Origin of the sequence: Kineococcus gynurae, assembly GCF_042433995.1 — a bacterium.
GTDB classification, from domain to species: domain Bacteria; phylum Actinomycetota; class Actinomycetes; order Actinomycetales; family Kineococcaceae; genus Kineococcus; species Kineococcus gynurae.
In genome coordinates this window covers 358,339-376,243 of record NZ_JBHLUI010000003.1, presented here as the reverse complement: position 1 = coordinate 376,243, position 17,905 = coordinate 358,339, and the positions used below count along the sequence as shown (strand labels likewise).

At 73.8% G+C, this 17,905-nt stretch carries 15 protein-coding genes; 4 read left to right on the top strand and 11 right to left on the bottom strand.

The annotated features are described in order from the left end of the window. Positions 1-2: 2 nt before the first annotated feature. The 7 genes from ligD to yczE all read right to left on the bottom strand — a co-directional run bounded on the left by ligD (position 3) and on the right by yczE (position 9,523). Positions 3-950 carry a non-homologous end-joining DNA ligase LigD gene (gene ligD, locus ACFFKU_RS03175; protein ID WP_380135558.1) on the bottom strand — a complete coding sequence of 316 codons (948 nt, stop codon included), beginning with the start codon at positions 948-950 and terminating at the stop codon, positions 3-5. Then, positions 950-1,750 (bottom strand): nitrilase-related carbon-nitrogen hydrolase, encoded by an 801-nt coding sequence (locus tag ACFFKU_RS03170; RefSeq protein WP_380135555.1) that lies wholly within the window; start codon positions 1,748-1,750, stop codon positions 950-952. The genes ligD and ACFFKU_RS03170 overlap by 1 nt, the downstream gene beginning before the upstream one ends. After that, positions 1,747-3,402 (bottom strand): flavin monoamine oxidase family protein, encoded by a 1,656-nt coding sequence (locus tag ACFFKU_RS03165; protein WP_380136104.1) that lies wholly within the window; start codon positions 3,400-3,402, stop codon positions 1,747-1,749. Before ACFFKU_RS03165 ends, ACFFKU_RS03170 begins: the two co-directional genes overlap by 4 nt. Before the next feature lie 90 nt (positions 3,403-3,492). Then, positions 3,493-4,368, bottom strand: a complete 876-nt coding sequence (locus ACFFKU_RS03160; RefSeq protein ID WP_380135552.1) for a universal stress protein — start codon at positions 4,366-4,368, stop codon at positions 3,493-3,495. Further along, positions 4,365-5,819 (bottom strand): amino acid permease, encoded by a 1,455-nt coding sequence (locus tag ACFFKU_RS03155; RefSeq protein ID WP_380135549.1) that lies wholly within the window; start codon positions 5,817-5,819, stop codon positions 4,365-4,367. Before ACFFKU_RS03155 ends, ACFFKU_RS03160 begins: the two co-directional genes overlap by 4 nt. Positions 5,820-5,972: 153 nt before the next feature. Continuing rightward, positions 5,973-8,891 (bottom strand): FAD-binding and (Fe-S)-binding domain-containing protein, encoded by a 2,919-nt coding sequence (locus tag ACFFKU_RS03150; RefSeq protein WP_380135546.1) that lies wholly within the window; start codon positions 8,889-8,891, stop codon positions 5,973-5,975. After that, a complete protein-coding gene (yczE, locus tag ACFFKU_RS03145; RefSeq protein WP_380135544.1) occupies positions 8,888-9,523 on the bottom strand; it encodes a membrane protein YczE in 636 nt (211 codons plus the stop codon). The genes ACFFKU_RS03150 and yczE overlap by 4 nt, the downstream gene beginning before the upstream one ends. Positions 9,524-9,584: 61 nt before the next feature. On the opposite strand from yczE, the gene yczR reads away from it, so the two are divergent. Beyond that, positions 9,585-11,015 carry a MocR-like transcription factor YczR gene (gene yczR / locus ACFFKU_RS03140; protein ID WP_380135541.1) on the top strand — a complete coding sequence of 477 codons (1,431 nt, stop codon included), beginning with the start codon at positions 9,585-9,587 and terminating at the stop codon, positions 11,013-11,015. 19 nt (positions 11,016-11,034) lie between these two features. Here the strand turns inward: yczR and ACFFKU_RS03135 are convergent, their stop codons facing one another. From ACFFKU_RS03135 to ACFFKU_RS03125, 3 genes are all read right to left on the bottom strand, one after another. Next, positions 11,035-11,310 (bottom strand): YciI family protein, encoded by a 276-nt coding sequence (locus ACFFKU_RS03135; RefSeq protein ID WP_380135540.1) that lies wholly within the window; start codon positions 11,308-11,310, stop codon positions 11,035-11,037. Next, on the bottom strand, positions 11,292-12,143 hold the full coding sequence (locus tag ACFFKU_RS03130; RefSeq protein WP_380135538.1) for a DUF559 domain-containing protein: 852 nt from the start codon (positions 12,141-12,143) through the stop codon (positions 11,292-11,294). The genes ACFFKU_RS03135 and ACFFKU_RS03130 overlap by 19 nt, the downstream gene beginning before the upstream one ends. Positions 12,144-12,264: 121 nt before the next feature. After that, positions 12,265-13,719 carry a SulP family inorganic anion transporter gene (locus ACFFKU_RS03125; RefSeq protein WP_380135535.1) on the bottom strand — a complete coding sequence of 485 codons (1,455 nt, stop codon included), beginning with the start codon at positions 13,717-13,719 and terminating at the stop codon, positions 12,265-12,267. Between the two features lie 107 nt (positions 13,720-13,826). Between ACFFKU_RS03125 and ACFFKU_RS03120 the strand changes: the two genes are divergently transcribed. Continuing rightward, positions 13,827-14,948: an acyltransferase family protein gene (locus ACFFKU_RS03120; RefSeq protein WP_380135533.1), complete on the top strand. Its 1,122-nt coding sequence runs from the start codon at positions 13,827-13,829 to the stop codon at positions 14,946-14,948. Here ACFFKU_RS03120 and dprE1 read toward each other — a convergent pair. Continuing rightward, the gene (gene dprE1 / locus ACFFKU_RS03115; RefSeq protein WP_380136103.1) at positions 14,938-16,332 is read right to left on the bottom strand and encodes a decaprenylphosphoryl-beta-D-ribose oxidase; all 1,395 of its coding nucleotides are present in this window, start codon (positions 16,330-16,332) and stop codon (positions 14,938-14,940) included. The genes ACFFKU_RS03120 and dprE1 overlap by 11 nt on opposite strands. 97 nt (positions 16,333-16,429) lie before the next feature. Here dprE1 and deoC point away from each other — a divergent pair, with 97 nt between their 5' ends. Both deoC and ACFFKU_RS03105 read left to right on the top strand, forming a co-directional pair. Then, positions 16,430-17,101, top strand: a complete 672-nt coding sequence (deoC, locus tag ACFFKU_RS03110) for a deoxyribose-phosphate aldolase (RefSeq protein ID WP_380135530.1) — start codon at positions 16,430-16,432, stop codon at positions 17,099-17,101. Positions 17,102-17,112: 11 nt separating this feature from the next. Continuing rightward, on the top strand, positions 17,113-17,904 hold the full coding sequence (locus tag ACFFKU_RS03105; protein WP_380135528.1) for an HAD-IIA family hydrolase: 792 nt from the start codon (positions 17,113-17,115) through the stop codon (positions 17,902-17,904). The last annotated feature ends 1 nt before the right edge of the window (position 17,905 follow it).

Sequence of the window (17,905 nt, the reverse complement as noted above, 5' to 3'; positions counted from 1 at the left end):
GGTCAGCTCCCCTGCCGGCGGGCCCGGGCCCGTCGGCGTCCTTCGTGCATGGCCGCGACCCTCGGGGCCGGGATGCCGCGCCCCTCGTCCACGAGCACCCCGGGAACCTCCTGCGGCGCCGGCAGCATGGCCCGCCACGGATCGTCCGGACCGACCGCCGCGCCCACCGTGGCGAGGGTGAAGTCACCGGGGACGTTCTCCCCCAGGCGGTCCCAGCCGACCGGGAACGACACGGGAACGCCGGGACGGGCCCGCGGGCTCCAGCAGCAGGCCAAGGTGGCGTTCCCGGCCCGCGTCGGGTCGAGGTACACGCGGCCCCCGCGGTCCTCGACCAGGTAGGCGGTGGTCGCCACGTCCGGCGCGAGCTGTTCGACGCGCACCGCCAGGGCGCGGGTGGCCCCGGCAGCGTCCTCGACGGGCAGCGGTCGCACGGGGACCACGACGTGCACGCCTTTCGACCCGCTCGTCTTCACCGCCGACCCGACCCCCACGTCCTCGAGGACCTGCCGGACCACGCGGGCGGCCGCGACGACCGCGGCGAAGGGCGCGTCGGCCGGCGGGTCCAGGTCGAGGACCAGACGGTCGACCGCCCCGGAACCGTCCAGCATCGTGGGGTGCAGTTCCACGGCGCGTTGCCCGGCCAACCAGAGCAGGGTGCGGCGGTCCTCCACCAGCGGGTAGCGCACCGTGCGCTGCGAGGCCTCGCTCCACACCTCCCGGACCGGGATCCAGTCCGGGGCCGAGGCCGGGAGGTTCTTCTGCACGAACGGACGCTGCCCGGGGCGCACCCGGGTGACGGTCAGCGGACGACCGGTGAGTTCCGCCAGCAGCCACGGCGCGAACCGGTCGACGTGGTCGACGAGGTCGCGCTTGGTGGCCCCGGCCCCGTCGAACAACTCCCCGTCGAGGTGCTTGAGGGCGACCCCGTCGCGGACCTCGTCGTCGCTCATCACCCCAGTGTGCGCCCCGCGGACAGGTCCAGGTAGGGCACCTCGGCGCGGGCCCGGTCGCTGTCGGCCGCCGCCACGTCGGCCAGCAGCAGGGCGGGGGCGTCCCGGGGGGCGCGGGCGAGCGGTGCCCCGAACGGGTCGGTGATCGAGCTCGACCCGGTGAACTCCGGTCCGTGGTGGTTGGCGTAGGCGAGCGTCAACCCGTTCTCCAGGGCCCGCGCCGGGACGAGCAGCTCCGGGACGCGGTGGGGGTCGGAGAACTGCCCGGACCCGGGCCCGGGGACCGCGGTCGGGACCAGCAGCAGCTGGACCCCCCGCCGGGCCAGCGGACGGGTGAACTCCGGGAACTCGACGTCGAAGCAGATCCCCAGCGCCACGGTCACCCCGTTCAGCGCGACGACCTCGGGGGCGGCCCCCCCGGGGATGAAGACCGCCTCCTCCTCGGCGCCGAACAGGAAGCTCTTGCGGTATCGGGTGACCTCCTCCCCCGCGGCGTCGACGAGACTCGCGCAGATGTGGCGGGCGTCCCCGTCGCGCTCCACGGTCGAGGCGACCACGGCGATCCCGGTCTCCCGGGCGATCCCCGCGACGGCGCGGCGGTGCGCGGCACCGTCGTCGTCACCCACGCGGGCCGGGGCGTACCCGCTGACGAACAGTTCCGGGGTCAGCAGCAGGTCGGCCCCGGCCCCGGCCGCCTCCCGGGCCGCGGAACGCACCCGGGCCAGGTTCGCGGCCGCGTCGCCCACGACCCCGGTGGCCTGCAGCACAGCGACCCGCAGGCCACCCGGGGCGGTGCTCATTCCGGCAACCGGACGGGCTGCAGCTCTTCGAAACGGTCCCCCGGGCCGGGGTTGTCCGAGGCGGAGGATCCGCCGAGGTGGTTCACGACGCCCCAGACCGCGTTCAGCCCGGTGGTCACGGCACCCTCGACCCAGCCCGGCGTCCAGGAGATGTCGTCCCCGGCGAGGAAGATCCCGCGGTGCTCGGCCGGCAGGTCGTCCTGCACGAAGTGCGTGAACAGCCGGCGCTGGTAGCGGTAGTGCCCGGGCAGGTTCCCGCGGAACGCCCCCATGAAGTTCTTCTCCGCCTCCCAGGAGACGGTGATGGGCTCCCCCAGGACGTGCGACGCGATGTCGACGTCGGGGTAGATCTTCTGCAGGGAGTGCAGCATCAGTCGGACCCGCTCCTCCGGCGGCATGACCAGCCACTTCAGGGCGTCGTCGTTCCAGGTGTAGGACAAGCAGATCATGGCGGGGGCGTCGGCGGCGTCCGGGTCGTCCGCCCCCGTCCCGCCGTCGAGCAAATAGGTTCCCCGGGTCATCCGGTCGGTCAGCGTGGTCGACATGACGTGCCGGCCGTCGGCGTCGACGTCGCGCCAGAACGGACGGTCGACCAGCACGAACGTCTTGGACGCCTGCATGTAGTGCGAGCGCTCCATGGCCATCCACAGGTCGTGGCTGAACAGGTCCTCGTCGGTGTCGATACCGGCAGAGAGCAACCAGGACTGGCAGGTGACGACGACGGACTCGAAACTCCGCTCGGTCCCCCACCGGTCCAGCACCTGGAACCGGCCGTCCTCGCCGCGCCGGATCCGGCGGACCCCGGGCCGGGTCGCCCCGCCGTGCAGGGACTCCAGCGACGTGCCGTCGGCGTGGTACGGGACGCCATAGACCGGCTGGCGCCACAACCGCAGCGGGACCGACTGCGCCCCACCGAGGATGCGGCGGTGCTGGTCGTCGGCGGCGGTGTGCACGACGCGCAGGATCTCCAGGATGGAGTTCGGGAAGTCGGTGTCCCAGCCCCCGGTGCCGAAACCCACCTGCCCGAAGATCTCGCGGTGGGCGAAGGGCAGCGCCGAGAACGCCTCGGAGGCGGCGACGAAGGAGTAGAACGACTGCTCGTCCAGGCGCGGGACGCTGCGGTTCCAGATCTCCTTGATCGCGGCGAGGTCGCGGCGCCGGATCGCGGCCGTCATGGCCTCGTTCTCGGCGCCCTCGTCCAGGGCCGCGTTCCAGGCCCGCGACACCTCGGCGAACAGGTCGGGCAGGTCGTCGGCCGTCTCGGCGTAGTGCTTGCGGCCCCCCAGCTCGATGACGGTGCTCGGGGTCCCCGGGGCGAGCGGGTTCGGGAACGGCGCGGTCTCGACGTCGAGGAGGTCCAGGTAGTGCTGGAAGGCCTTGCTGGAGGCGGGGAACCGCATCCCCCCCAGGTCGGCGATCGCCCCCTCGACCCCGGGGAACTGCTGCGAGCGCAGCCGCCCACCGATCTCCTGGGCCTCGTAGATGACCGGCCGCAGCCCGAGCTTCATGAGTTCGTAAGCGGTGACCAGACCGGACATCCCGGCCCCGACGACGGCGACCTCGGTGCCGTGGCGGTCCGCCGGGACGCTGCCGAGACCGGCCGGGGAGGCCAGCAGGTCGTCGTAGGGGAACGGGAAGTCCGGGACGAGCATGGTGAGCTCGTCGGAGGTCTCCTCGGGGTGCGGGGGGAGCGTCACGGGTCCACTTTCCTTGGAATCGGTGGGCGGGCGGGCAGGGGCTGGTCAGCCCGGCAGGACGAGGACGGGCACGGGGGCGTGCCGCAGGATCTTGGTGGCGCGCGATCCGAGGAAGACCCGGGCGACGGGTCCTTCCGGCGGGGTGCCCAGGACGAGCAGGTCGTCGGCGGTCCACTCGACCGCGTCGAGCGCCTCCCGCCACCCCGGGCCCGTCCCGACCTCGGTCCGGGCGCCGGCGGGCAGGACGCCCCGTTCGCGCAGCTCGGCCACGGCGCCCAGCGCCTCCTCGGTCCACGCGGCGACCACGGGGGCCTCGGCGTCGAACCCGGCCTGGGAGGTGAGGACGGGGCGGTGCCGGACGGCCAGGACGAGGACCCGCAGCTCGACGCCCAGCCCCTCGGCCAGGTCGCGGGCCCGGACGAGCGCGGCCTCGTCCTCGCCGGTCGTGGCCACCGTGATCCGGGCCGGCCGCGTCCGGTCGGGTGCCCCGCGCGGTGCCCGGAAACCTCGCGGGGCCAGCGCCACGGGCAGCGCCGCGGAGTGCAGCAGCTTGTCGGCGGTGGAACCGACCACGATCTGTCCCACGTGCCCCTCGGCGGAGGAGCCCAGGACCAGCACCCGGGCGCCCGTCTCGGCGGCGACCGCGCCGAGCGCACGACTGGTGGAACGGTCGGCCAGGACCCGGACGACGACCGGGACGTCGGCGGCGAGGTCGGCGACCGCGGCCCGCGCGGCCTCCTCCACCTCGGCGACGAGGGTCCGGCGCCGCTCCAGCGCGGGGCTGTCCTCGGCCGGGTGCCGTCCGGTCCGGACGACGGTGGCGACGGTGAGGGAGGTGCCCAGCGCGCGGGCCAGGGCGACCCCGAGGTGCAGCGCGGCCCGACCGCCCCGCTCCGGGAGGTGCCCGACGACGACGGTCATCGGACGTCTCCCGCCCCCGCGGTCGCCGGGTCGGCCTCGGCCGGCCGGTTCAGCACGGCGTGGTGGCGACCCCAGACGAGGTAGAAGCCGAGGACCACCGCGAGCCAGGCCACGAACCACGCGTAGGTGGTCCAGTGCAGCCCGGAGAGGATGTAGAGGCAGGCGATCACCGAGAGGACCGGGACCACGGGGTAACCCGGGACCCGGAACCCGCGGGGCAGGTCGGGTCGCGAGCGGCGCAGCACGATCACCCCCACGGAGACGGTGATGAACGCGACGAGCGTGCCGATCGAGACCAGGTCCCAGAGCGCGTCCAGGGGGAGGAAACCGGCCAGCAGCGCGACCGCGATCGCGACGGTGACGACGGCCCGGACCGGGACGCGGCTGCGCGGGTGCACGGTCGCCAGCGAGCGCGGGGCCAGACCGTCGCGACCGATGGCGAAGAGGATGCGGGTCTGGCCGTACATCACGACCAGGGTCACCGAGAAGATGGAGATGACCGCGCCGACGGCGAGCAGGGTCCCGGGCCAGGTCGCGCCGGTGACGTTCTCCAGGATGCGGGCCAGCCCCGCCTCGGCCTGGTCGGGGTCGGAGAACGCGGTCCACGGCTGGGTCCCGAGCGCGGCCACGGCCACCAGCAGGTAGATCGTCACGACGATGAGCAGCGCGGCGATGATGGCGCGCGGCAACGTCTTCTGCGGGTCCTTGACCTCGTCGCCGGCGGTCGAGACGGCGTCCAGCCCGATGAACGTGAAGAAGATCGTGCCGGCCGCGGCGGTGACCCCGTGGGCCCCGTTGGGGGCGAAGTCGGCGAAGTTGTCGGCGCTGAACGCGGTGAACGCGACGGCGGCGAAGAGCAGCAGCACGGCGAGTTTCACGAGGACCATGACGGCGTTGACGGTGGCCGACTCGCTCACCCCGCGCAGCAGCAGCAGGGTGCAGAGCCCGACCAGCACGACGGCCGGGAGGTTCACGACCCCACCCTCGAAGGGCCCACCGGTGAGGACCTCGGGGATCCCGAAGCCGAAGACGTTGCTCACCAGCAGGTTCAGGTAGTCGCTCCAGCCGACCGCGACGGCCGCGGTGGAGACGCCGTACTCCAGCAGCAGGCAGGCCGCGACGCCCACCGCGACCACCTCGCCCATCGTGGCGTAGGCGTAGGAGTAGGTGGAGCCCGATACGGGGACGGCCGAGGCCATCTCCGCGTAGCAGAGAGCGGACAGCCCGGCCGCGAACCCGGCCAGCAGGAAACTCAGGATGACGGCGGGTCCGGCGTCCGGCACCGCCTCGTGCATGACGAAGAAGACGCCGGTGCCGACGGTGGCGCCGACGCCGAACATGGTGAGCTGGAAGGTGCTGAGGTTGCGGGCCAGGCCCTCCCCCGCGCCGGAGTGCCCGCCGCCGGGGGCGACGGGTTTGCGGCGCCAGAGCTGGCTGGAGAGGTGGTGCATCGTTGCGCCCTCCTGGTCGGGGTCCGGAACCCCCGCCCGGTCGGAGCACGACGGACGGGGGGAGCGGGAGGAGTCTGGCGCAGGTAAACCCGTGTTGACAAGAGTTAAACCGCGATTTTCTCTCCCCTGGTCCCCCGGACGGGCGTCCGGCCCTCAGTCGCCGGCGGCGCCCTCGGGGAGAGCCTCGGCGAGGAGCTCGACCAGGTGCTTCGGACGCACCTGGGCCAGGTTGTCGGCCTGGGTCCGGCAGGAGTACCCGTCGGCCACGACGACCCGGTCCCCCCGCCCCCGCAGGGCGGGCAGGAACCGGTGCTCGGCGACCTTGACCGAGACGTCGAAGTGCCCGGCCTCGGCCCCGAAGTTGCCCGCCAGCCCGCAGCACCCGGCGAGGACCTCGGCCTCGACCCCGGCCTTGGCCAGCAGGGCCGCGTCCGGGCCGAACCCCATGACGGCGTGCTGGTGGCAGTGCGGCTGGACGACGGCCCCGGCACCCACCTGCGGCGGGATCCACTCCGGTCGCCGTTCGGCCAGCAGTTCGGCGACCGTGCGGACGCGGCGGTGCAGGGCGCGGGCCCGCGGGTCGTCGGGGAGCAGTTCCGAGGCGTCCTCGCGCAGCAGGGCGGTGCAGCTGGGCTCCAGCCCGACGACCGGGACCTCGGAGTCCCCGAGGGCGTCGAGGGAGGCCCGCAGCTGCCGCTTGGCCCCGTCGAGCTGACCGGTGGAGACCCAGGTCAGCCCGCAGCACACCTGCTTCTCGGTGAGGGAGACGGTGAAACCCAGGTGCTCCAGCAGGGCCACCGCCGCCCGGCCCACCTCGGGGGAGAACGCGTTGGTGAACGAGTCGGCCCACAGCAGGACAGGTTCCCCGCCCGTGGCGGCCTCGCCGGAGCGGACGCGGGCGTCGAACCACTGCCGGAACGTCTGCTCGGCGAAGGCCGGCAGCGGGCGGCGCTGGTCGACCCCGCCGACGGCCTTGGCCACCCGGGCCAGGGCCCGGACGCCGGTCAGGGCGTTCACGACGCGCGGGGCCAGGGCCGCGAGGCGCGACCAGCGGGGCAGCCAGCCCAGGAGGTAGTGGTTCATCGGCCGCAACCGGCCCTTGTAGAACTTGTCGAAGAACTCCGCCTTGTAGGTCGGCATGTCCACGCCCGCAGGGCAGTCGTGCGTGCACCCCTTGCAGGACAGGCAGAGGTCGAGGACGTCGCGGACCTCCTGCGAGCGCCAGCCGTCGGTCACCAGCGTGCCGTTGGCCATCTCCTGCAGGAGCCGCGCCCGGCCCCGGGTCGAGTCCTTCTCGTCCCCGGTGGCGAGGTAGCTCGGGCACATCACGCCGCCGGAGTCCGCGCGGCACTTGCCGACCCCGACGCAGCGGTGCACCGCGCGGGTGAGGTCGCCCTCGTCCTGGGAGTAGGCGAAGGCCAGTTCCGGGGAACGCCGGGGCATCCCCAGCACGTGGGCGGGCCGGGCGTGCGGGACCCGGAGGTCGGCGTCGACGGCGGCGGGGCGGACGATGACCCCGGGGTTCAGCAGGTCGGCCGGGTCGAAGACGCGCTTCACCTGCTCGAAGGCCCGGATGGCGTCGTCGGGGTACATCAGCGGCAGCAACCCGCCGCGGGCACGGCCGTCGCCGTGCTCCCCGGACAACGAACCCCCGTGGGAGGCGACCAGGCGGGCAGCGTCCTCGAGGAACTCCCGGGTCCGCGCCCCGCCGCCGTCCTCGTACAGCGGGAAGTCGATGCGCACGTGGATGCAGCCGTCGCCGAAGTGGCCGTAGGCCAACCCGTCCACCCCGTGGGAACCCATCAGGGTCTCGAACTCGCGCAGGTAGGCCCCGAGGCGGGCCGGGGGGACGGCCGCGTCCTCCCACCCGGGCCAGGCCGGTCGCCCGTCCGGGGTCCGCCCGGCCAACCCGGCCCCGTCCTCGCGGATGCGCCAGAGCTTGCGGGCCTCGGCGGCGGTGGGGATGACCACCGAGTCCAGGGCGTCGGAGTCGGCCACCATCCCCCGCGCGGCGGCCAGCGACTCCTCCGGGGTCTCCCCGCCCATCTCGACGAAGAGCCAGCCGTTGCCGCGCGGCAGACCCTCGACGGACCCGCCCCGGCGCACGACGACGTCGGCCAGCCGGCGGTCGATGCCCTCCACGGCCAGCGGGGAGTGGGTGAGCAGGGCCGGGGTGGCGTCGGCCGCGGCCGCCATGTCGGCGTAACCGAGGACGACGAAGGTGGTCGAGGGCGCCTGCCGGACCAGCCGGACCCGGGCCGCCAACGAGGTCGCCAACGTCCCCTCCGACCCGGCGAGCAGCCGCGCCAGCGCCGTCCCGCGGGGACCCCCGGTCTCGGGGAGCAGATGTTCCAGCGCGTATCCCGACACCTGCCGCCCGAAGGTGCCGAACGTGGTGCGGATCAGGGCCAGGTGCTGGGCGGCAACCCCTTCCAGGCCGGCGACCAGCTCGGCGGGCGGGGCGTCGGTGGAGAACCGCCGACCGTGCCCGTCCAGGACGTCGAGACCGATGACGTTGTGCGACGTGCGCCCGTAGGCGAGCGCGTGCGAGCCGCAGGCGTCGTTGCCGATCATCCCGCCGAGGGTGCAGCGGGCGTGGGTGGAGGGGTCGGGCCCGAAGCGCAGCCCGTGCGGGGCGGTCTGCCGCTGCAGGTCGTCGAGGATCACCCCGGGTTGCACCAGGGCGGTGCGGGCCTCGGGGTCGATCTCGAGCACCCGGTTCAGGTGCCGCGAGAAGTCCAGGACCACGCCGGTCCCGACCGCGTTGCCCGCCACCGAGGTCCCGGCCCCGCGACTCGTGAACGGCACCCCCAGCTCCCGGCACGTGGCGAAGGCCGCCTCGACGTCCTCGGCGCTGCGGGGGAACACCACCGCGGTCGGCACGACGCGGTAGTTCGAGGCGTCGGTGGTGTACGCGGCCCGCCGGGCCGACGACACGTCGACCACGTCGTCGCCGCCGCCGAGCGCGGCGGCCAGGCGGCGACCGATCTCGGCCGCCGGGAGGTCGGCGGCCGGGAGGTCGGCGGCCGGGTCGGGGCGGGTCGGGCCGGTGCGAGGGTCCGTGACGGTCACACCCCCAGTGTCGCCGACACCCGGGCCCGCTCGCGGCGCGCGGTGACGTCGAAGATCGGCAGCGCCACCCCGACGAGCGGCCCGATCCCCAGGGCGAAGACGACGGTCCCCGGACCGACGCTGCCGCCCAGCAGCCACCCGACGGCGAGGACGGTCAGCTCGATGCCCGCCCGCAGCATCCAGACCGGTCGGCCGGTCCGCCGGTGCAGGCCGGTCATCAGTCCGTCGCGCGGCCCGGGTCCGTAGTGCGCACCCAGGTACAGGCCGCTGGCGACGGCCAGCAGCAGCATCCCGAAGACGCCGAACCCGATCCGGACCGCGAGCGGGTCGACCACCGGCAGGACGGCCAGACCGATCTCGATGCTCGTCCCGACCAGGGCGACGTTGAGCACCGTGCCGACCCCCGGACGCTGTCGCAACGGGATCCACAGCAGGAGCACGGCGGCGCCCACGAGGTTGGTGACCCAGCCGATGCCGAGACCCGTCTGCAGCGAGACACCCTGGGCGAAGACCGTCCACGGTTCCAGGCCCACGTCGGCGCGGACGAAGAACGCGATGGCCACGCCGTAGAGGATGAGACCCACGAGCAGCTGCGGCAGACGGACGGCGTGCGAGGGGACTGGACTGGTCACATCCTCAGATTGGCCCTTCAGAACGTCGCGGCGGAAGGGCCAATCCGCCTAGAGTGGCGTGGTGCAGACCGTCAGTGCCCGCGCCCTCGGGTCGATGCTGGACTCGTGGCGGGCCGCGGTGGACCCGTCCCGCCCCGCCTACTCGGTCCTCGCCGACCGGATCGCCCTGCTCGCCCAGGACGGCCGCGTGCCGGTGGGGGCTCGACTGCCGGCCGAACGGGACCTGGCCGCCGCCCTCGGCGTGAGCCGCACGACGATCAGCGCGACCTACGGCGTGCTGCGGGAGCGCGCGGTGATCGACTCCGTGCGCGGCTCCGGATCGGTCGTGCTGCCCCGCGGGGCGGTCCCCACCCTTGGTCCCGGTGCCCCCGGGGACCTGCTCGACCTGCGCAACGCGACCCGCCCCGGGACCCCCGAGGTCGCCACGGTCGCCGCGGCCGCGGTGGAGGACCTGCCCGCCCTGCTCGGCGGGAACGGGTACGAGCCGCAGGGACTGCCCGCCCTCCGCGCGGCGGTCGCCGAGCGCTACACGCGGCGGGGACTGCCCACCGACCCCGACCAGGTCCTGGTCACCTCGGGGGCCCAGCACGCCATCGGGTTGCTCACCCACGCCCTCGTCGCCCCCGGTGACCGGGTGCTCGTCGAGTCCCCCGGGTACCCGCACGCGGGGGAGGCGTTGCGGCGCGCGGGCGGACGACCGCTGGGCCTGCCCGTCTCCGTCGACGGGTGGGACGCCGACGCCCTCGAGGACGCCTTCGACCGGGCCCGGCCCCGCGCGGCCTACCTCGTCCCGGACTTCCAGAACCCGACCGCCGCGGTCATGCCCGGGACGCAACGACGACGGGTGGCCGACCTCGCCCGTCGGTACGGCACCCGCCTGCTCATCGACGAGACCATGTCCGACCTCGCCCACCACCCCACCGCACCACCGGCCCCGTTCGGGGTCGTGGACCCGCGCGGCGACGTGGTCCACATCGGGTCGCTGTCGAAGTCGGTCTGGGCCGGGGTCCGGATCGGCTGGATCCGGGCGGACGTCGCCACGGTCCGGCAGCTCCTCGGCGCCCGGCCGGTCGTGGACCTCGGCACCTCCGTCCTCGACCAGCTGATCGCCACGCGCCTGCTGCCGCGGTTGGACGAGATCGTCGAGACCCGGCGGCCCGCCCTGCGGGAGTCCTGCGACGCCTTCGTCACCGCGGTCCGCGAGCTCCTGCCGGAGTGGTCGGTCCCCCGGGTCGCCGGCGGGCTGATGACGTGGATCGGGCTCGGCGCCCCGGTGTCCAGCGCCCTCGTCGTGAGCGCGCGGACCCGGGGTCTGCTGCTCTCCCCCGGCCCCCGCTTCGGCCTCGACGGCGCCTTCGAGGCCCACCTGCGCGTCCCGCACACGTTGCCGCCGGAGCAGATGCGGGCCGTCGCCCGGGTCCTCGCCGACAGCTGGGCCGACCTCGGTCGACTGCCCCGCCAACCCCGGGTCGTCGAACCGGCCCTCGTCTGACCGGGTCCGGCCCCGGTGGTCAGAGGGCGTCGAGCAGGCGTCCCTTGACCGGGGTCCACCCCCGGACGGTGCGCTGCTCGACCAGACCCTCGGCGACGAAGGGGTCCGCGTCCAGGGTGGCCTCGACGGCCGCCGCGTCGGCGTCCTCGAAGATCAGGACCGCACCGTCGTCGTCGGTGGGCCCGGAGAGCACCAGCGACCCCACCGTGCCCAGGAAGTCGCGGTGCGCGGGGCGCACCTCGTCCCGGCGGGCGGTGTCGGCGGAGTAGGCGTAGGTCACCACGAAGTACGGCATGGCCGGACGCTACCGCGAGCGCCCCGTTCCCACATCGAGGCGATCCGCCCGAGGTACCAGTCCCGTTGCCGCAGCACCTGGTCGAAGGTGAACCGCAGCACCGAGAAGCCCCCCGCCAGCAGCTCCGCGTCCCGGCGACGGTCCTCGGCGAACTGCGCCGGGCCGGCGTGGAACGCGTACCCGTCCACCTCCACCACCAGCCACCCGCCCAGCAGGAGGTCCACCCGTCCGGCCGGCTGCTGCACCTGCTGGGTCCGCACCGGGTACCCCGCGTCGAGGAGGTCGAGGCGGGCCACGCTCTCCAGCGCCGAACCGCTGCCGGGGTCGACCAGAGGGGCCAGGCCTCTCGCCGGGTCCCGGCGGTTGAGGGCGTCCGCCGCGGACCGGAGCTCGTCGACCGTGAGGGCCCCGGTGCGCAGCGCGCTGTCCGCGGGCACCAGCGCCGTCCGTCGCGGCAGGCAGCGGAAGCAGTCCAGGACGGTGTCGAGGACCGTCGTCCGCCCGTCGAGACCGCCCCGCGCGCGCCGATGGACGGTGGCCGACGGCCAGTCCCGGCGCGAGCCCCGCGGGGCGGTGACGTGCACCCGGCCCGGCGGGTCGATCAGGTCCAGCTCCCAGGCGGCGGCCGCCGAGTGGCAGGAGAGCACCCCGGCCACCGCGGTCCCGGCCAGGACCTCCGGGCCGCAGCCGGGGAGGGCGAGCAGGCCGGGCTGCGGTCGGGTCAGTTCCCCGGCCTGGACGGCCCGCCTCACCTGCCACGCGGAGGCCAGCGCGACCAACCGCGACCAGCGTGCGGCACCGCCGCACACGGTGACCGCCTCGACCGCCTCCACGGGGTCGAAGCCTGCCGCCGCGGCGGCTCGTCACGCTGCGGTGCTGTGGACGACGGCGGTCCATCGCCAGCGCTCGCGGAAGGGCCCGACCTCGGGTCACGCGCGGTGACCGCCGCGGGGGTCAGGGGCCGAAGTGGCCGGCGAGCCGGTCGCGCATGGCCGCGCTCGCGGTGTTCAGACCGACGATCTCGACACGCTTGCCCCGGGCGGCGTACTTCGTCTCCACCGCGTCCAGGGCGGCGACCGTGGAGGCGTCCCACACGTGGGACTCGCTAAGGTCGAGGACGACCTCGGCGGGGTCGTCTACGTAGTCGAACTGCGAGACCAGGTCGTTAGAGGAGGCGAAGAACAACTCGCCCCGCACGGTGTAGGTGCGCCGGCCGTCCACGACAGGCCCGCCGACGACCTCGACCAGGGTGGCGACCCGGCGGGCGAACAGGACGGCGGCGGTGATGACCCCGACCCCCACCCCGATCGCCAGGTTGTGGGTCAGCAACGTGGCGACCACCGTCACCAGCATCACGGTGGTCTCGCTGCGGGGCATGCGCCGCAGCGTCGCGGGCTTCACCGAGTGCCAGTCGAACGCCCCGAACGAGACCATGATCATGATGGCCACGAGGGCCGCCATGGGGATCGCGGCGACCACGTCGCCCAGGCCCAGGACGAGGGCCAGCAGGAAGGCCCCGGCCAGGAACGTGGACAGCCGGGTGCGGGCCCCGGAGATGCGGACGTTGATCATGGTCTGCCCGATCACCGCGCACCCGCCCATGCCGCCGAAGACCCCGGTCACCAGGTTGGCGACGCCCTGGCCCCAGGACTCCCGGACCTTGTCCGAGCGGGTGTCGGTGATCTCGTCGACCAGGGAGGCGGTCAGCAACGACTCGAGCAGGCCGACCACGGCCATCCCCAGCGCGTACGGGGCGATGATCTGCAGGGTGGCCCAGGTCAGGGGCACGTCGGGCAGTCCCGGCACGGGCAGGCTGGTCGGCAGCTCGCCCTGGTCCCCGACGTCGGGCAGGTCCAGCCCGAGGGCGAGCCCGAACGCGGCCACGACCGCGACCGCGACGAGCGGGGCCGGAACGGCGGTGGTCACCCGGGGGAAGAAGATGATCACGAGCACCCCGAGGGCCACGGCCGGGTACACCGTCCAGGTCACCCCGGTCAGGTACGGCAGCTGGGCCGAGGCGATGAGGATGGCCAGGGCGTTCACGAACCCGGTCATGACGCTGCGCGGGACGAACTTCATCAGGCGGGCGACCCCGAGCAGCCCGAGCACGACCTGGAAGATCCCCGCCAGCAGCACGGTCGCGATCAGGTAGTCCACCCCGTGCTCCCGCGCGACCGGGGCGACGACGAGCGCGACCGCCCCGGTGGCGGCCGAGATCATCGCCGGACGGCCACCGACGATCGAGATCGAGATGGCCATCGTCACCGAGGCGAACAGCCCGAGCCGCGGGTCGACCCCGGCGATGATCGAGAAGGAGATGGCCTCCGGGATGAGCGCCAGCGCGACGACGAGGCCGGCCAACGCCTCTCGGCGCAGGACGGCGGGGGTCCATCGGGTAGCAGCGGGCACGACGGGGTCCGTTCGGTCGGGCGGGGGGCCGCGAGGCCAAGAGAAGACTGAGAGAGCGTCTCAGACCGCGGTCGACTCTACCCTTACGTGAGGTTAGGGTTCGGCGCGTGGCCATTCTCCAGTCCCCTCGCCCCGAGAGTCTCGGTCTCCGGCAGAAGACCACTCTCGGTGGCGCTTTCGACCCGAAGCACAACAGCCTCGGGTGGTTGCGACTGCTGCTCGCAGCCGTGGTGGCCGTCACCCACACGCTCCAGCTGAGCACCGGGCACCAGCCCTCGCTCGGCTCTACGCAGCTCGGCGCCCTGGCCGTCGACGCGTTCTTCGTCGCCAGCGGATTCCTCGTCGCAGCCAGCGCCCTGCGGCTGTCGGCCCCGCGCTACGTCTGGCACCGGTTCCTACGGATCGCGCCCGCCTTCTACCTCTGCCTGGTCCTCACCGCGCTCGTCGTGGCGCCCGCCCTCGCCGTGCTCAACGGGGCACCGGCCCGTTCCGTGCTCGACGGCCCGGCACCGGCGATCACCTTCGTCACCGACAACGCCGCTCTGCTCGTCCGACAGTTCGAGATCACGATGCCGCCCGGCACCCCCGGCGACGGCGTGATGAACGGGGCGCTCTGGACCCTCTTCTACGAGGCCTGCTGCTACGCGCTGGTCCTGGGCCTCGCGGTGGTCGGCGTCCTGCGGCGCCGGCGCGCGCTGGTCCTGGTCCTGACCCTCGCGGTGTGGGCGGCGACCGTCGCCAACGCGGCGGGCTACGAGGTGGTCGGGCAGGAGAACCTGCTCCGCCTGGTCTTCGTGTTCCTGCTCGGGGTGCTCGGGCACCTCTACGCCGACCGGGTCCCCGTCCGGGCAGGGGTGGCCCTCACCGCGCTCGGCGTCCTCCTGGCGAGCCTGCTGCTCTTCGACGACTACCGGGTGCTGGGCGCCCCGGCAGCGGCCTACCTGCTGCTGTGGGCGATGGTCGCGCTGCCGCTGCGCCGGCAGCCCCGCGACGACCTCTCCTACGGCATGTACATCTACCACTGGCCCGTGGCGGTGCTCCTGCTCAGCACCCCGTTCGCCGAGCTGCCGACCCCACTGGTGGTGCTCGGCGTGCTGGTCGCGGCGGCGGGGGTCGCCCTGGTCTCGTGGCGCTGCGTCGAGAACCCTGCCCTGCAACTGAAGTCGGCCCGGTTCCCCTTCTCGGGGAACCGGACCGACGACCGGGCGCAGGCGCGACTCAGCCGGTGACGAGCCGCAGTCGGCGCGACTGGTCGGAGGCGAAGATGCGCTCCGGGTCGACCTCGTCGCGCACCCGACGCCACTCCGGCAGACGCGGGTACATGGCGGCGAACCGGTCCGCGGTCGTCCGGGAGTCCTTGGCCAGGTAGAGCCGGCCACCCGCGTCGAGCACCATCTCGTCGAGGGTGTCGCACAGCTTGTCCAGGCCCGGCTTGACCGGCAGGTCGACGGCCAGCGTCCACCCCTTGCGGGGGAACGACAGCGGGGCGTCGTTCGCGTCCCCGAACCGCTTGAGCACGTTCAGAGCCGAGATGTGCCCCGACTCGACGATGGCCTCCATGCTGGTCCGCAGCAGGTCGGTGCGCTCGAAGGGCACCACGAACTGGTACTGCAGGAAACCCCGCGGACCGTAGGCCCGGTTCCACTCCGCGAACAGGTCGAGCAGGTGGTAGAACTGCGTGATGTTCTGCACCACACCGGATTTGGTCTTGGACTTGCGGTAGTAGAACTCGTTCAACGCCTTCGCGGTCAGCTTGTTCAGCATCCCGGGCGGGAAGACGTCGGGGAACGTGGCGAGCTGCGGGGCCTCGAACTTCAGTGGGTCCTTGCGCAGCTCCGGCGGCAGGTCGGACAGCTTGGCCGAGGAACCCCGCAGCAGGAAGCCGCGGCCCATGTGCTCGCCCTTGGTGACCGAGTCGAACCACGTCTTGGAGTACGTGTAGTTCTCGTCGTTGTGCTGCAGGCGTTCGAGCATGTCGTCGAAGTCCGGGGTCTGCTCGACGTCGGCGATGAAGTAGGACGTCTCGACCCGGTCGAGGCGGATCTTGGCCCGCAGCACGATGCCGGTCAGGCCCATGCCCCCGGTGGTCGCCAGGAACAGCTCGCGCTCGGGGCCGTCCGGGGTCAGGGTCCGGACCTGGCCGTCGGCGGTCAGCAGGTCCATCGACAGCACGTGCCGGGTGAAGGTGCCCTGGGTGTGGTGGTTGCCCCCGTGGATGTCGGCGCCGATCGCCCCGCCGACCGTGACCTGCCGGGTGCCGGGAAGGACCGGGACCCAGAGCCCGAGGGCGACGGCCGCGCGCAGCAGCTTGTCCAGGGACACCCCGGCGTCGACGTCGGCCCAGGCCCCGTCGACGTCGATGTGGTGGATGCGGTTCAGGGCGCTCATGTCCACGACCAGGCCGCCGGCGTTCTGCGCCGGGTCGCCGTAGCTGCGCCCGAGGCCGCGGGCGATGACCCCGCGCGGTCCGGCGGTGCGCACCGCCTCGGCGATGAGGTCGACGTCGGGGGTGGAGAGCACCGTCGCCGTGGTCGGCGCCGTGCGCCCCCACCCGGTCAGCCGCCGCGTCGAGGTGCCGCTGGGCGGGGTGGACGTCGTCGATGCTCGGGTCAGGATGGCCACGCGGGGAGCCTACGCGCCAGGTCGGACACGGGCCGACCCACGGGCGACCGGCGGGCGTCCCGCGGTGGCGGTGGCAGACTCGGGACCCGTGAGCGCTGAGTCGAAGACCTGGACCCGGGCCGACGTCGCCCGCCTCGTGGACCACACCCTGCTGAAGCCCGAGGCCACCGCCGCCGACGTCGAGGGGCTGCTCGAGGAGGCCCGCACGCTGGGCGTCCTGGCCGTCTGCGTCTCCCCCTCGATGCTGCCCGTGGCCGGGGAGGGGCTGGTCGTCGCGACCGTCGCGGGGTTCCCCTCGGGCAAGCACGCCTCCGCGGTCAAGGCGGCCGAGGCGGCCCGGGCGGTCGAGGACGGCGCCGACGAGGTCGACATGGTCATCGACGTCGGGGCCGCGCTGGCCGGGGAGACCGACGCCGTGCGCGCCGACGTCGCCGCGGTCCGGGCGGCCGCCCCCGCCCCGACGGTGCTCAAGGTGATCGTCGAGTCGGCGGCCCTGCCCGACGACGTGCTGGTCGCGGTCTGCCGGGCCGCCGAGGAGGCGGGGGCCGACTTCGTCAAGACCTCCACCGGCTTCCACCCCGCGGGCGGGGCCAGCGAGCACGCGGTCCGGTTGATGGCCGAGACCGTCGGCGGCCGGCTCGGGATCAAGGCCAGCGGCGGCATCCGCACCACCGAGGCGGCCCTGGCCATGCTCGAGGCCGGGGCGACCCGCCTCGGCCTGTCCGGATCCGCGGCGGTCCTCGCGGGCCTGCCGGACTGAGAGGAACCCCCATGAGCGACGACTCCCCCCAGCGGCACGAGATCGAGTGCTGGCTGACCGACATGGACGGCGTCCTCGTCCACGAGAACCACGCCCTGCCCGGGGCGGCCGAGTTCCTGCAGCGGCTGGTCGACGCGAGCCGCCGGTTCCTGGTGCTCACCAACAACTCGATCTTCACCCCGCGCGACCTCGCGGCGCGGTTGTCCCGCAGCGGCATCACCGTGCCCGAGGAGTGCATCTGGACCTCGGCCCTGGCCACGGCCGACTTCCTGTCCCGCCAGCTCCCGCAGGGGTCCGCCTACGTGATCGGGGAGTCCGGGCTGACCACGGCGCTGCACGAGGCCGGCTTCATCATGACCGACACCGATCCCGACTACGTGGTGCTCGGCGAGACCCGCACCTACTCCTTCGAGGCCATCACCAAGGCGATCCGCCTGGTCGAGAAGGGGGCGCGGTTCATCGCCACCAACCCCGACGCCACCGGACCCTCGGCGGAGGGTTCCCTGCCCGCCACCGGTTCCGTGGCCGCGCTCATCACCCGGGCGACGGGCGCCGAGCCGTACTTCGTCGGCAAGCCCAACCCGATGATGTTCCGCTCGGCCATGAACCGGATCGAGGCGCACTCGGAGACCACGGCCATGATCGGCGACCGCATGGACACCGACGTCGTCGCCGGCATCGAGGCCGGGTTGCGCACCTTCCTCGTCCTCACCGGTTCCACCCGGGCCGAGCAGGTCGACCGTTTCCCGTTCCGACCGCACCGGGTGGTCGACGGGATCGGCGACCTGGTCGACCTGGTCTGAG